Genomic DNA, 13,401 nt, shown 5'->3' with positions numbered 1-13,401 from the left:
ACTAGATTAACACGGTAACCTCGGATTGTGACGGTTTGGCGACAAAACACACGCCATCACAACGGGATCGTGACGCTATCTTCACACCTGATTGTGACTGGCTGAATTCGGGCCAGTGGGGGCCTCAACGGTGTCGAGATGGGTGTGCCCGCAGGTTGGCCGGGGAGCCGGCCAGCGGCCGGCACTACCGTGAAAGAGGCGGTGACGCCTTTGCCGCTCTCAGGCCTCGAGGATCTGGCCGCGGTGGGCGGCGCCGGCAGCGGACAGCAGCAGCACCGCCGCCGCCGCGCACTCGGCCGGGTCACGGGCGGTGCGGTCCTCGTCCAGCGAGAACGCACGGGCGCGCAGCGCGGTGCGCATCGGGCCCGGCTGCAGGCCACTGACCCGGACCGGGCTGCGGGCGAGTTCGTCGTGCAGGGAGGCAATCAGGCCGCGAAGGCCGTGCTGGGCTGCGCCGTAGCCGCCCCAGTAGGCCTGCCCTACCCGCGTGGGGTCGTCCACCGTGAACACCAGCGCAGCATCGTCGCTCTGGCGCAGCAGTGGCAGGCAGGCCTGGGCCAGCCAGGCCGGGGCGGTCAGGTTTACGTGTACCGCCCGGGCGAAGGCGGCCGGGTCGGCCAGCTCGAACGGGGTCAGCCCGGCGAAATCGGCCGCGCAGTACAGCACCCCATCCAGATGGCCGAGCTCGGAGTGCAGCCGCTCGGCCAGGGTGGCGTAGTCGTCGGGGGTGGCCCCTTCCAGATCCAGCGGATACAGCAGCGGCTCCGGGCCGGCGGCTTCGACCGCTGCGTAGACCCGATCCAGCCGACGTGGCTTGCGCCCCAGCAGGACCACGGTTGCCCCGGCCTGTGCGCAGGCGACGGCCGCGGCGCTGCCAAAGCCTCCCCCGGCTCCGGCGATGAGAATGACGCGATCGGCGAGCGATCCGGTCCCGACCACCACGGACGGGACCGCACTCACGGCTGGGACGCCTCTTCGACGATGCGCTTGAGCTCGCCGGATTCGAACAGCTCCAGCACGATGTCGCAGCCGCCGATCAGCTCACCGTGGATGAACAGCTGCGGGAACGTCGGCAGGTTGGAGAAGCGCGGCAGGTTGGCGCGGATCTCGGGTTCTTCCAGCACGTTGACCGTGCGCAGCGCGATCGCGCCGGCGGCCATCAACGCCTGGATGGCACGGCTGGAAAAGCCGCACATGGGGTATTGCGGGGTGCCCTTCATGAACAACACGAGGGGGTAACGTTCGACTTCGGACTGGATCTGCTGCATCACCGCCACAACGACTCTCCCTCCAATGGGACAACCCGGCCTCACCGGTCGGATAGACTTCCCTGACCGCCATTGTATGCCCTACCTTCGCGTGGTGGGCACCCTGCCATCGGCCACCCTGATGACGATCCGCCATGGATCGGCGCTCTCCCTTCCCAATCTGTCGTGCCCATGCCCCTCGAACTGCCTCGCCTTCCCTACGACCGCGCCGCCCTTCAGCCTCACCTGTCCTCGGAGACGATGGACCTGCACCACGGGCGGCACTTCCGTGGCTACCTGGACACGGTGAACGCACGTATTGAAGGCACGGAGCTGGCCGAGCTGCCACTGGAGGAGATCGTCCGCCAGAGCCAGGGCAGTCTGTTCGACGCGGCCGCGCAGGCCTGGAACCACCAGTTCTATTTCCAGTGCCTGCACCCGCGCGCCGGGGGCGATCCGCAGGGCCGGCTGGGTGAACTGGTCACCCGCCACTTCGGCGATGCCAAACGCCTGCGTGACACCTTTGACCGTGCGGCGCTGAGCCTGTTCGGCTCGGGCTGGGTGTGGCTGGTGCAGCACCCCAATGGCGCGCTGGCGATCCAGGTCACGCGCAATGCGGGCACGCCGCTCACCGGTGAGAGCACTCCGCTGCTGGCCTGCGATGTGTGGGAACACGCGTATTACATCGACTACCAGAACGAGCGCGCGCGCTATCTGGAGTCGTTCTGGAAGCTGGTGAACTGGGACTTCGTTACCGCGCAATTGCGCGATTGAGGTCAGGTAGCGCACGACCGTTGGTCGTGCGTCCCGGTAGTGCCGGCTGCTGGCCGGCACCCCTCGCCTTCAACCGCGCAGGATCGTGATGACCGGCGCGACCTGGTCGGCGCGATCCAATTGCCCACCGACGCTTTCCAATGCACCGGCCAACGCCGCCGCATCATCATCGCGCAGGGTGGCATGGCCGACCTTGCGGCCGTCCCGCGCCTGCTTGCCGTAATCGTGCCAATGGCCGCTGGCCTGGCCGAGCACGGCCGCAGCCTCGGGCATCTGCCCGATCCAGTTGAGCATGCAGGCATGGCCGAGCATGCGCGTGGCGCCCAGCGGCAGGCCAAGCACGGCACGCAGGTGGTTTTCGAACTGCGAGGTCTCGCTGCCCTCGATGGTCCAGTGGCCGGAATTGTGCACGCGCGGGGCCATCTCGTTGGCCAGCAGCTCTTCGCCGCGGCAGAACAACTCCAGCGCGAACACGCCGACATAGTCCAGGCGCTCGGCCAAGGTACGGGCGTAGCCGATGGCCGCCTCGTGCTGCGCCGCCGACAGCTGTGCCGGGGCCAGGCTGGCCGAGAGCACGCCGTTGACGTGCCAGTTGCCGGTGATCGGCCAGGCGCGGAACTCGCCATCCTGCCCGCGTACCGCCACCACACTGACCTCGCGATCAAAGGCGACGAAGCCCTCCAGGATCAACCCGGTCTTCTCGACCTGACTGCCGAGGGCGTCCCAGGCCGCGTCGATGTCGGCCGCGCTGCGGATCCGGAACTGGCCCTTGCCGTCATAGCCCAGCCGACGGGTCTTGACGATGCAGGGCATGCCGAACTCGACGACCTTGGCCGCCAGTTCGTCACGGCTGCGGATATCGGCGAAGGCCGGCAGCGGGATGCCCAGCGACTGGAACAGGGTCTTCTCACTGAGCCGATCCTGGGCCACGGCCAGCGCATCCGGATTGGGATACACCGGCACGCGCTCGGCCAGGAACTTGGCGCTGCGCGCCGGCACGTTCTCGAAGTCGAAGGTCACCACGTCCACGCGCGCGGCGAAGGCCGCCAGGGCCGCCTCGTCCTCGAAGGCGGCCACCTGCAGCGGTGCCACCTGGGCACCACAGGCATCGGCGGCCGGGTCGAACAGCTCGAAGCGCAGCCCCATCGGCGCACCGGCCAGGACCATCATGCGGGCGAGCTGACCGCCGCCCAGAATGCCAACGGTCCTGGTCATTGACGCGGGTCGTCGTGGGCCATGACGTCTTCGGTCTGGCGGGCGCGGAAGGCGTCCAGCGCCTCACCGATCGCCGGCTGATCCGACGCCAGCATGGCGGCCGCGAACAGGGCCGCGTTGGAGGCGCCGGCGTTGCCGATGGCGAAGGTGGCCACCGGGATACCGGCCGGCATCTGCACGATCGAGAGCAGCGAATCCATACCGTTCAGGGCCTTGGACTGCACCGGCACGCCCAGCACCGGCACGGCGGTCTTGGCGGCGATCATGCCCGGCAGGTGCGCGGCCCCGCCGGCACCGGCGATGATCGCGCGCAGGCCACGCTGGCCCGCCTGCTCGGCGTAGGTGAACAGCACGTCCGGCGTGCGGTGCGCCGAGACCACTTTCACTTCATAGGGAACGCCCAGCGAATCCAGCTTCTGGGCGGCGTGCTGCATGGTTTCCCAATCCGAGCGGGATCCCATGACGATGCCGACGAGCGGCGCGGTTTGGTTGAGGGTCATTGGCCGTCACCTGCCTTAAAGACGTATTCTAGCCGTCTTCCACGCAAGACGAAGAATCCATGGATCGCAAGCTGCTCGACCTCCTGTGCTCGCCCGATACGCGCCAGCCCCTGTCCCTGCTGGACGCCACCGGCCTGGACGCGCTCAACCGCGCGATCGGCAGCGGTGCCGTGCTCAAGGCCGATGGCAGCCCGCAGGCGCAGACGCTGCGCGAGGCCCTGCTGACCCGCGACCGCAAGCAGGTGTTCCGCGTGGATGACGGCATCCCGGTGTTGCTGGCCGAAGAGGCCATCGCCACCGCCCAGATCGCCGATTTCCCGGAAAAATGAGCCACCTCCCCGTGCCGGCCCCCGAGGCCGCCCTGGTGGCCGCCGATGTGGCCCGTGCACTGGCCGAGGATATCGGCAGCGGTGATGTCACCGCGGCCCTGCTCCCGGACCGCCCCGACAGCGCCTACCTGCTGTGCAAGCAGGACGCGGTGATCGCCGGCCGCCCCTGGTTCGATGCGACCCATCAGGCGCTCGACCCGCAGGTACGCATCGACTGGCGCGTGGCCGAGGGCGACCGCGTCGCCGCCGGCACCGTGCTGGCCCTGCTGCAGGGCCGCAACCGCAGCCTGGTGAGTGCCGAGCGGACCTCGTTGAACTTCCTGCAGACACTGTCCGGCACGGCCACCACCACCGCGCAGTACGTCGCGGCGGTGGCCGGTACCGGCGCGCGGATCCTGGACACCCGCAAGACCCTGCCTGGCCTGCGTGTCGCACAGAAATACGCAGTGCGCTGCGGCGGCGGCGACAACCATCGCCTGGGTCTGTTCGACACGGTGATGCTCAAGGAAAACCACATCCGCGCGGCCGGCTCGCTGACCGCTGCCGTGCTGGCGGCGCGTGTGCAGTGGCCGGCCTTGCCGCTGGTGGTCGAGGTCGAAGACCTGGACCAGCTGCGCGAGGCGCTGGCGGTCGGCTGCACCCGTATCCTGATCGACGACTTCGACGCTGCCACGCGGCGTGAGGCCGTGCACATCGCGGCCGGGCGCATTCCGCTGGAAGTGTCCGGCAGTGTCAGCCTGGACGGGCTGCGCGCGATCGCCGAGGACGGTGTGGACTGCATCTCCATTGGCGGGTTGACCAAGCACGTGCAGGCGATCGACCTGTCGTTGAAACTGGGGCCGCCTCCGGGCTGACGGGCACTTTCACGGTATGGGCAGATGCGGTCTGCGAGGCTGCGTCTGCCCCCACCTGGAATGCACGCATGCGCTGCCTGCCGCTTTTCGCCTGCCTGTCTCCCCTGCTCGCGCTGCTGCCGCTCCACGCGTCCGCCGCCGAGGTCTGTGATGTGCCCCCACGCTTCGGGCTGAGCCCATTGGCCGTCGCCATCGTGCAGACCGCCTGCAACGAACACCGCCTCTGGTACCGGCCCTTCATTGATCGTGATGGCCGCGCAGCCAGCCTGAGTGTCACCGAAGCCGAGGACGTCCACCTGGCTGACAACGGTCTGGTCGCCTGGCAGCGGGTGGTCGGCTACTGGCGGCAGAGCGGAACGTTGTCGCCGATGGGCAGCCAGCCCGGTGCCGCAAGCTGCATGGCCCCGCCGGGCACGCGCTACACCGACACCGACTGCCGCGCGTACCTGGTGGACAACCCGTGGTCAGCCGCCTTCATTTCCTGGGTGATGACCCGCGCTTCGGTGCCCGGCTTTACCCGGTCGCCCCGGCATATCGACTACATCCGCGCCGCGTACCAGAACAGCGGGCCGTACCGGATGACCGATCCGGCGCAGGAGAAACCCGCGCCCGGCGACCTGCTGTGCTACCTGCGCGACCGCCGCGAGACTCTGAGCTACAGCGGGCTGGTGCAGTCGCTGGGCAGCGGCGCGGTGACGCATTGGAAATCACATTGCGAGGTGGTGATCGCGGCCAACATGGGCGGCGACCGCACGCTGTATCTGATCGGCGGCAATGTCATGAACACCGTGGCGTTGCGCAAGCTGTCGCTGGACCGCAGCGGCCGCATCGAGCTGCCGCCCGCAAAGGCCAGCGCGGGCGATGGGGTGGATCTGGGCTGCACCCCGGGCCGCGAAGAGGAATGCAGCTTCAATCGCCAGGACTGGGCCGCACTGCTGAAGCTGGTGGCCACCGCGCCGGCCACGGTGCCGATGGACGCGCCCGTTCCGAACGGCATGCCGGCGCCCGGCACGGTGACACCGCCGATGACGCCTTCGGGATCTGCACCGCCGACACCGGTCCCGCCGCCGCGCACCTCCTGATCGCAATCGCGCGGATGGCTTGATCCGCGCCGCATTCGTCGCCATCTTGGAGAGACCGACCTCCCTGACCGCGCCGAGTCACCGATGCCCAGTTTGATCCTGTTGATGATTGCCGGCGCGTTCGCCTACGCCTTCTGGAATTCCTCGCGTGCCGCCGCCGAGCGTGCCGGCGTGCTCGGCCGCAATGCCTGCCGCGCTGCCGATGTGCAGTGGCTGGACCAGAGCGTGCACGCCACCGGCCTGCGCGTGTGCCGCAAGGACAACGGCTGGCTGGGCTGGGAGCGTACCTTCAAGTTCGAGTACTCGCACGATGGCGTGGACCGGCACAGCGGGCGCATGGTGCTGCGCGGTGATCAGCTGATCACGTTCGTCGGGCCATCGGCGGCGCGGATCAGCGAGATCCGCCGCGATATCGATACGCGCGATGCCGAGGACGTGTGAGCAGCCGACCAGCGGTCGGCACTACCAATGAAATGGCCGCCTTGCGGCGGCCATGGTGTCGCTTATTTGACCACCCGTAGATGCGGGCGACCGCTGGGCTTGGGCGGTGCGTCATCCGGCGGGGTCGGTGAATCATCGGGCGGCAGCTCATCGTCCGGAGCCGGCTCATGGCCCGGGATGTCATCCGGCAGCGCCATGCCCTGCCCCGTCTCGCGGGCATACACCGCCAGCACGGCCGAGATCGGCACCTGCACCGGGTAGCTGGTGCCGGAGAAGCGGGCCGAGAAGCTCACGCTGTCATTGTCGATATGCAGGCGCACCACGGCGCGCTCGGCGATGTTCAGGACGACGCGGCCGTCCTTGACCGCACTCTGCGGCACCTGCACGCCAGGCATGCCGGCGTCGACCAGGATATGCGGCGTCAGGTCGTTGTCATTGATCCATTCCACCAGGGCCCGCAACAGGTACGGACGGTGGCTGGTCATGCGAAATGTGTCTTCAGTCATGTGGTAGAGCCGAGCCGTGCTCGACTGCTCTTGATCCGGATTGCCTGATGCAAGTGTACGCGCCCGCCTACCCGCAGGTCAGCCATGGCGCGTCCCGGCACCGCGATTTCGTTCAGTAGACCGGCGTCGCATGCGGCACGCGCACCCTTGGGTCAGACTGGCAGATCGCGCAGTTTCTTTTCCTGATCGGTCAGGCTGCGGATGAAGCCGGGGTGCCGGAAAATACGGTTGCCATAGTCTTCGATCGACTTGCCATCCTTGGGCAGGGCCACATCCAGTGCCTGCAGCCGCCAGATGATCGGCGCCATCGCGCAGTCGGCCAGGCTCATTTCCGGGTTGAGGAAGAACTTGCTGGCCTTGAACAACGGCACCGCGCTGGTCAGCAGTTCCCTGAGCCGCTTGCGCCCGGCCTCGGCCTGGGTCTTGTTGCCCAGCTGGATGGCCTGCACCTGCGGCACCCAGTCGTGTTCGATGCGCAGCATCGCCAGGCGGATGCGGGCCCGTGAGAGCGGATCGACCGGCATCAGCGGCGGGTGCGGATAGCGCTCGTCCAGGTACTCACTGACCACCGACGCCGCGTACAGCACCAGTTCGCGCTCCACCAGGGTGGGCACGGAGTGGTACGGATTGAGATCGATGAGATCTTCGGGCGGGTTCTGCGGATCGACCGGCACGGAGTCGTAAGTGACGCCCTTGGCCGCCAGTACCAGCCGCACGCGATGGCACAGGACATCGTCGTTCGAGGAAAACAGCGTCAGGGTATTCCGCATGCGTACGCTCGCCGCCATCAAAGGCTCTCCAACGTCCGGTAACCGCCGGTCGTATCGGCGCCGCCAGCCCATTGCCGACGGTCGTCACAGTACCCGAGTGTGCAACCGCACATCACAAAAGCCAATAGGGCGATGGTCCCACACGTGGAACGATCGCCACTGGACGGCGCCCGACGGCTCAGTGGACGTCCTTCCAATATTCCTTCTTGAGCAGATAGGCCAGGAAGGTCAGCAGCGCCAGGAACAGGATCACCCAGACACCCAGCTTCTGCCGCTTGAGCGCGGCCGGCTCGCCGGCGTACTCCAGGAAGTTGGTGATGTCGCGCACCGCCTGGTCGTACTGCCCGGGATCCATGTTGCCCGGCTGCTCGATCTTCAGGCCGACCACCGGCGGATCTTCACCCGGGTTCTCCGGCTTGCCGTGTACCGCATGCTGCAGCCCCTGCATTTCCCACAATGGGTTGGGCATGGACGCATTCGGGAACACGGTGTTGTTCCAGCCCAGCGGCCGCGTGGGATCCAGGTAGAACGACTTGAGGTAGGTGTAGACCCAGTCGCTGCCCCGCACGCGCGAAATCAGGCTCAGATCCGGCGGCATCTTGCCGAACCACTTCTCGGCCTGCGCCTTGGGCATCGTCACCGGGATCGGCTCGCCGACCGGGGTGCCGGTGAAGTTGAGGTTGTTCATGACCTCTTCTTCGCTCAGCCCGAGATCGGCGGCCATGCGCGAGTAACGCAGGTATTTCAGCGCGTGGCAGCCCGAGCAGTAGTTCATGTAGAGCTGTGCGCCACGCTGCAGCGATGCACGATCGCTCAGATCATTGCCGGCCTGCAGGGTCTTGGCACCTTCGGCGGCATCGGCCACCGCTACGCCAAACATCAGGGCCGCTGCGCAGGCCAGCCGGACAATCCAGTGGTCAGTCATGCGTGGTCACCCGGTCCGGTACCGGCTTGGTCCTGTCCAGCTTGGTCCATAGCGGCATGGTGATGAAGAAGGCGAAATACAGGAAGGTCAGCACGCGCCCGATGTAGGTCTCGTGCGCATCCGTACCCGGGCCGGAGCCGATCACGCCCAGCCAGACGAAGCACACCGCGAACATGCCCAGCAGGCCGCGCGAGAGCAGGCCTCGATAGCGGTAGGACTTCACCAGCGCGCGGTCCAGCCACGGCACCAGGAACAGGATGGCGATCGCCGAGAACATCACGATCACACCACCGAGCTTGTTGGGCACCACGCGCAACATCGCGTAATACGGGGTGTAGTACCAGACCGGCTTGATGTGCTCGGGCGTCACCAGGCGGTTGGCCTCGGTGAAGTTGTCGTGCTCCAGGAACAACCCGCCGAAGGCCGGGGCGAAGAAGATGATGAAGGCGGCGATGATCAGCAGGAAGCCGGCGCCTACCGCATCCTTGAGCGTGTAGTACGGGTGGAAGGGAATGCCGTCGGTAGGCGCGGTGGCCGACCAGCGGTTGCCCTTCGGGCCCTTCTTGATCTCCACGCCGTCCGGGTTGTTGGAGCCCACTTCATGCAGCGCGCCCAGGTGCAGCACCACCAGCAGCAACAGCACCAGCGGCAGCGCGATCACATGCAGCGCGAAGAAGCGGTTTAGGGTGGCGTCGCTGGGCAGGTAATCGCCCATGATCCATTCGGTCAGGCCAGTGCCGATCACCGGGATCGCGCCGAACAGCGAGATGATCACCTTCGCGCCCCAGAACGACATCTGGCCCCACGGCAGCACGTAGCCCATGAAGGCTTCGGCCATCAGCACGAGGTAGATCAGCATGCCGAGGATCCAGACCAGCTCACGCGGCTTCTGATAGCTGCCGTAGAGCAGACCGCGGAACATGTGCAGGTAGACCACGATGAAGAACAGCGAGGCACCGGTGGAGTGCATGTAGCGGATCAGCCAACCCCACTCCACGTCCCGCATGATGTATTCGATGGAGGCGAACGCTTCGGCCGCGTTCGTCTTGTAGTGCATCGTCAGGAAGATGCCGGTGACGATCTGGTTGACCAGGATCAGCAGCGCCAGCGAGCCGAAGTAGTACCAGATGTTGAAGTTCTTCGGCGCGTAATACTCGCTGACATGCTTGCGGTAGACCGGCATCAGCCCGGGCGCGCGAGCATTGACCCAGTCGGCCAGGCCGGTGGCGGTGCGGGAAAGGATATTGGCCATGATCAAGCCGCCCCCTGCGGATCAACGCCGATGATGATGGTGTTGTCGTCCTGGTAGTGGTGCGGCGGCACCAGCAGGTTGATCGGTGCCGGGACATCCTTGAACACGCGACCGGACATATCAAAGCGCGACTTGTGGCAGGGGCAGAAATAGCCGCCCTTCCACTGCGGGTCGTAGGGCTCGGGGCGGATCTCGGCGACCATTTCCGGCGAACAGCCCAGATGGGTGCACAGCCCGACCAGCACCGAGACCTCGGCCTTGATCGAACGGAATTCGGGATTCTGCTTGAGCACGTACTCGGGCTGCTGTTCTTTCTCGCCCGACTCGGGATCCTTCAGGCGACCGTCCAGCCCATGCAGCGCATCGAGGATGGCCTTGGAGCGCTTGACGATCCAGATCGGCTGTCCACGCCACTCCATGACCAGTCGCTGGCCTTCCTGGAGCGCACTGATGTCGGCAATCACCGGGGCACCGGCCAGTTTGGCGCGGGCGCTGGGATTCCAGGACTTGATGAACGGTACCGCTGCAAATCCGACGCCGACCGCTCCGACCACCGCAGTGGTTGCTGAAAGGAATCGTCGACGTCCAGTATTGACTGGATCGTTTACCCCATCGTTGGCCATCCGGCACTCCGATATTGATTTAGGTAGCTTGAGGCTGCCAGCAGACCGGTGGGGGCCAGTCCACATTGAATCAGCCGCGAGTGTAGCTGAACCGAAGTCGGCCACACAACGCGGTACTACGGAACGACATTACCCCGACAGTACGGCATCAGGTACTCCCGGCGCCATCGGTTATTGCTGGGTGGCGACCGCACTTCGGTAGCGGTCGGCCAAGACGGCCACCCGCTTCACGTAATACTGGGTCTCGCTGTAAGGGGGCACGCCGCCATGGCGGGCTACCGCACCCTCGCCCGCGTTGTAGCCCGCGGCGGCGAGCGTCAGGTCGCCATTGAAGCGCTTGAGCAGCCATGACAGGTACTGCACGCCGCCGCGGATGTTCTGCGAGGCATCATAGGAATCACTGACCCCGAAGCGGCGCGCGGTGGGCGGCATCAGCTGCATCAGGCCCTGCGCCCCGGCCCGGCTCAGCGCCAGCGGGTTGTAGGCGGACTCGGCATGGATGATCGCGCGCACGACGGCTTCTTCCACCCCGAACTCCCGGGCGGCCGCAGCGATCTCACTCTGGTAGGCCGTGGTATTGAGGCGGACCGAGCCGAAGTTGACCGAGGGGTTCGCGCCACAGGCATAGCAGCGTTCGATGAAGGTGTAATGGATGGTGCGGACCTGCCCAAGGCTGGCCATCTGGGCCGGGCGTGCGCTGGTGTAATGGCGCACGCCGTCCTTCATATACGAATAGAGCTGACCGCTGCGGACCTGCCCGGCCTTGCCAGCTGCGGGGGCCCGGGCGGGCGGCGCGGTCAACACGGTGGCCGGGGCCGGAACCGGGGCGGGGGTGATCGCGGTGGCGGCCGTGGCGGTATCGGCCCGGGCCGGCGCGGCGGTGCCCCCTGCTGCAGGTGTGGCGTTGGCGATCTGGGCGGCCGGGGCGGGCGCGGCCGGCGGCAGGGCCCGGCGGGGCGCGCTGCGGTCGGGCCGGTAGCTGCTGATCACGCTGCAGCTGGCCCCGCCCACGCGCTTGCTCACATAGCTGGGAATGCCGTCGGCGCCGACACACTTGTACAGCGTGCCCGCACTGGCCGGCATAGCGGTCAGCGCAGCCAAGGCCAGCGCAGCGATCCCCAACATCCCCTTCATGAGCGGGAGTGTCCCCAATTCGCCGGGGATTGCCAAGGGGGGAGCCCGACCCGGCTACAATGGCCTGCTCACCGCAGCCATCCGGCTGCCTGCCCGCCCACCCGACTGGAATAAGCGCCATGACCGGGACGCCAGCTTCGACCGCGCCGACTTCGGCCGGTTCTACCCTGCCTGCCTCTGCTCCACCCAGCTCCGCCCCCCGCCCCGACCTGCTCCCCCTGCCCGGCGCCAAGCCACAGGTGAACGGACCGGTGCGCGGCAAGCTGTACATCAAGACCCACGGTTGCCAGATGAACGAGTACGACTCGACCAAGATGGCCGACGTGCTCGCCGCCTCGGAAGGGCTTGAGCTCACCGACGACCCGGCCGAGGCCGACGTGTTGTTGATGAACACCTGCTCCATCCGCGAGAAGGCCCAGGAGAAGGTGTTCAGCCAGCTCGGCTACTGGAAGGCGCTGAAGAACAACGGCCGCGGCGTGATCATCGGCGTCGGCGGCTGCGTGGCCTCGCAGGAAGGCGAGGCGATCATCAAGCGCGCACCGCATGTGGACCTGGTGTTCGGTCCGCAGACCCTGCACCGTCTGCCGGAGCTCATCCGCCAGCGCCGTGAATCAGGCAAGTCACAGGTGGACATCAGCTTCCCGGAGATCGAGAAATTCGATGCCCTGCCCGAGCCGCGTGCCGAGGGTGCCTCCGCGTTCGTCTCCATCATGGAAGGCTGCTCGAAGTACTGCTCGTTCTGCGTGGTGCCCTACACCCGCGGCACCGAGGTCAGCCGTCCGTTCGAGGACGTGGTGGTGGAAGTGGCGCAGCTGGCGGCCCAGGGCGTACTGGAAATCAACCTGCTCGGCCAGAACGTCAACGCCTACCGCGGCCCGTATGGCGACGGCGAGTTCGCCGACCTCGGGCTGCTGATCCGGACCATCGCCGAGATCGACGGCGTCGGCCGGATCCGCTTCACCACCTCGCACCCGCTGGAGTTCAGTGATTCGCTGATCGATGCCTACCGCGATGTGCCCCAGCTGGCCAACTTCCTGCATCTCCCGGTGCAGGCGGGCAGCGACCGCGTGCTCTCGGCGATGAAGCGTGGCTACACCGCGCTGGAATTCAAATCCAAGATCCGCAAGCTGCGTGCGGTGCGCCCGGACATCTCGATCAGCTCGGATTTCATCGTCGGTTTTCCCGGCGAGACCGAGGCCGAGTTCGAGAAGACCATGAAGCTGATCGAGGACGTGGGCTTCGACCAGAGTTTCTCTTTCATCTATTCACGCCGCCCGGGCACGCCCGCTGCCGATCTGGAAGACACCACCACCGATGCGGAAAAGCACGCGCGCCTGTCGCGCCTGCAGGCCCGGATCAACGAGCAGGCCGCCGCCATCTCGGAAAAGATGGTCGGCACCGTGCAGACCGTGCTGGTGGAAGGCCCCTCCAAGCGCAACCCGAACGAACTGACCGGCAAGAGCGAGAACATGCGCTCGGTGAACTTCCCGGGGCACCCGCGCCTGGTCGGCCAGTTCGTGGATGTGGTGATCACCGAGGCGTACAGCAACTCGCTGCGCGCGCGGATGGTGACGGCGGAATGAGCGGGATGACCGGACCACGGCCCGGTCATCGTTGACGCTTTTTTGACCACGCAATCGAACCCGTTGCCGCAGTAGGGCGGGCGCCACCTATCCACAGGTTGCTGCACCGGCGTTGCACAGCCCCTGTGGAAAACCGCTTTCCGCCCGTGCTGTAGCGGCCGCCCCA

General features: G+C 66.7%; 16 protein-coding genes. 6 read left to right on the top strand and 10 right to left on the bottom strand.

Annotated elements, in window-relative coordinates; translation table 11 throughout:
* Positions 1-219: 219 nt before the first annotated feature.
* The gene (locus tag ABE464_RS00395; RefSeq protein ID WP_346470276.1) at positions 220-960 is read right to left on the bottom strand and encodes an SDR family NAD(P)-dependent oxidoreductase; all 741 of its coding nucleotides are present in this window, start codon (positions 958-960) and stop codon (positions 220-222) included.
* Complete coding sequence (grxD, locus tag ABE464_RS00390; protein WP_019186185.1) at positions 957-1,277, bottom strand: Grx4 family monothiol glutaredoxin; 321 nt, start codon at positions 1,275-1,277, stop codon at positions 957-959. The genes ABE464_RS00395 and grxD overlap by 4 nt, the downstream gene beginning before the upstream one ends.
* 162 nt (positions 1,278-1,439) lie before the next feature.
* Between grxD and ABE464_RS00385 the strand changes: the two genes are divergently transcribed.
* Positions 1,440-2,021 (top strand): Fe-Mn family superoxide dismutase, encoded by a 582-nt coding sequence (locus ABE464_RS00385; protein ID WP_346470275.1) that lies wholly within the window; start codon positions 1,440-1,442, stop codon positions 2,019-2,021.
* Between the two features lie 69 nt (positions 2,022-2,090).
* On the opposite strand, the gene ABE464_RS00380 is transcribed toward ABE464_RS00385, so the two are convergent.
* Both ABE464_RS00380 and purE read right to left on the bottom strand, forming a co-directional pair.
* Positions 2,091-3,236, bottom strand: coding sequence for a 5-(carboxyamino)imidazole ribonucleotide synthase (locus ABE464_RS00380; RefSeq protein WP_346470274.1), 1,146 nt, complete (start codon positions 3,234-3,236; stop codon positions 2,091-2,093).
* Positions 3,233-3,736, bottom strand: coding sequence for a 5-(carboxyamino)imidazole ribonucleotide mutase (gene purE / locus ABE464_RS00375; protein WP_346465464.1), 504 nt, complete (start codon positions 3,734-3,736; stop codon positions 3,233-3,235). Before purE ends, ABE464_RS00380 begins: the two co-directional genes overlap by 4 nt.
* A gap of 59 nt (positions 3,737-3,795) precedes the next feature.
* Between purE and ABE464_RS00370 the strand changes: the two genes are divergently transcribed.
* The 4 genes from ABE464_RS00370 to ABE464_RS00355 all read left to right on the top strand — a co-directional run bounded on the left by ABE464_RS00370 (position 3,796) and on the right by ABE464_RS00355 (position 6,442).
* A complete protein-coding gene (locus tag ABE464_RS00370; RefSeq protein ID WP_019186189.1) occupies positions 3,796-4,065 on the top strand; it encodes a Trm112 family protein in 270 nt (89 codons plus the stop codon).
* Positions 4,062-4,919 (top strand): carboxylating nicotinate-nucleotide diphosphorylase, encoded by an 858-nt coding sequence (nadC, locus tag ABE464_RS00365; RefSeq protein ID WP_346470273.1) that lies wholly within the window; start codon positions 4,062-4,064, stop codon positions 4,917-4,919. The genes ABE464_RS00370 and nadC overlap by 4 nt, the downstream gene beginning before the upstream one ends.
* A gap of 68 nt (positions 4,920-4,987) precedes the next feature.
* A complete protein-coding gene (locus ABE464_RS00360; RefSeq protein ID WP_346470272.1) occupies positions 4,988-6,001 on the top strand; it encodes a DUF2272 domain-containing protein in 1,014 nt (337 codons plus the stop codon).
* Positions 6,002-6,085: 84 nt separating this feature from the next.
* Complete coding sequence (locus tag ABE464_RS00355; RefSeq protein WP_019186192.1) at positions 6,086-6,442, top strand: DUF3301 domain-containing protein; 357 nt, start codon at positions 6,086-6,088, stop codon at positions 6,440-6,442.
* Positions 6,443-6,504: 62 nt separating this feature from the next.
* Here ABE464_RS00355 and ABE464_RS00350 read toward each other — a convergent pair whose 3' ends face one another.
* From ABE464_RS00350 to ABE464_RS00325, 6 genes are all read right to left on the bottom strand, one after another.
* Entirely contained in the window at positions 6,505-6,948 is a 444-nt protein-coding gene (locus ABE464_RS00350) for a ClpXP protease specificity-enhancing factor (RefSeq protein WP_346470271.1), read from the bottom strand.
* Positions 6,949-7,100: 152 nt separating this feature from the next.
* Positions 7,101-7,736 (bottom strand): glutathione S-transferase N-terminal domain-containing protein, encoded by a 636-nt coding sequence (locus tag ABE464_RS00345; RefSeq protein WP_346470270.1) that lies wholly within the window; start codon positions 7,734-7,736, stop codon positions 7,101-7,103.
* A gap of 160 nt (positions 7,737-7,896) precedes the next feature.
* Entirely contained in the window at positions 7,897-8,598 is a 702-nt protein-coding gene (locus tag ABE464_RS00340; protein WP_346470678.1) for a cytochrome c1, read from the bottom strand.
* Positions 8,599-8,635: 37 nt separating this feature from the next.
* Positions 8,636-9,895, bottom strand: coding sequence for a cytochrome bc complex cytochrome b subunit (locus ABE464_RS00335; protein WP_346470269.1), 1,260 nt, complete (start codon positions 9,893-9,895; stop codon positions 8,636-8,638).
* A 2-nt stretch (positions 9,896-9,897) separates the two neighbouring features.
* Entirely contained in the window at positions 9,898-10,518 is a 621-nt protein-coding gene (petA, locus tag ABE464_RS00330) for a ubiquinol-cytochrome c reductase iron-sulfur subunit (RefSeq protein WP_019186259.1), read from the bottom strand.
* 171 nt (positions 10,519-10,689) lie between these two features.
* The gene (locus ABE464_RS00325; protein ID WP_346470268.1) at positions 10,690-11,652 is read right to left on the bottom strand and encodes a lytic transglycosylase domain-containing protein; all 963 of its coding nucleotides are present in this window, start codon (positions 11,650-11,652) and stop codon (positions 10,690-10,692) included.
* A gap of 251 nt (positions 11,653-11,903) precedes the next feature.
* Between ABE464_RS00325 and miaB the strand changes: the two genes are divergently transcribed.
* Positions 11,904-13,235 (top strand): tRNA (N6-isopentenyl adenosine(37)-C2)-methylthiotransferase MiaB, encoded by a 1,332-nt coding sequence (gene miaB / locus ABE464_RS00320; protein ID WP_346470267.1) that lies wholly within the window; start codon positions 11,904-11,906, stop codon positions 13,233-13,235.
* Positions 13,236-13,401: the final 166 nt, after the last annotated feature.

Source organism: Stenotrophomonas sp. TWI587, assembly GCF_039674145.1.
Classification (GTDB): Bacteria; Pseudomonadota; Gammaproteobacteria; order Xanthomonadales; family Xanthomonadaceae; genus Stenotrophomonas; species Stenotrophomonas maltophilia_AY.
This window is presented reverse-complemented; position numbering and strand designations above follow the sequence as displayed.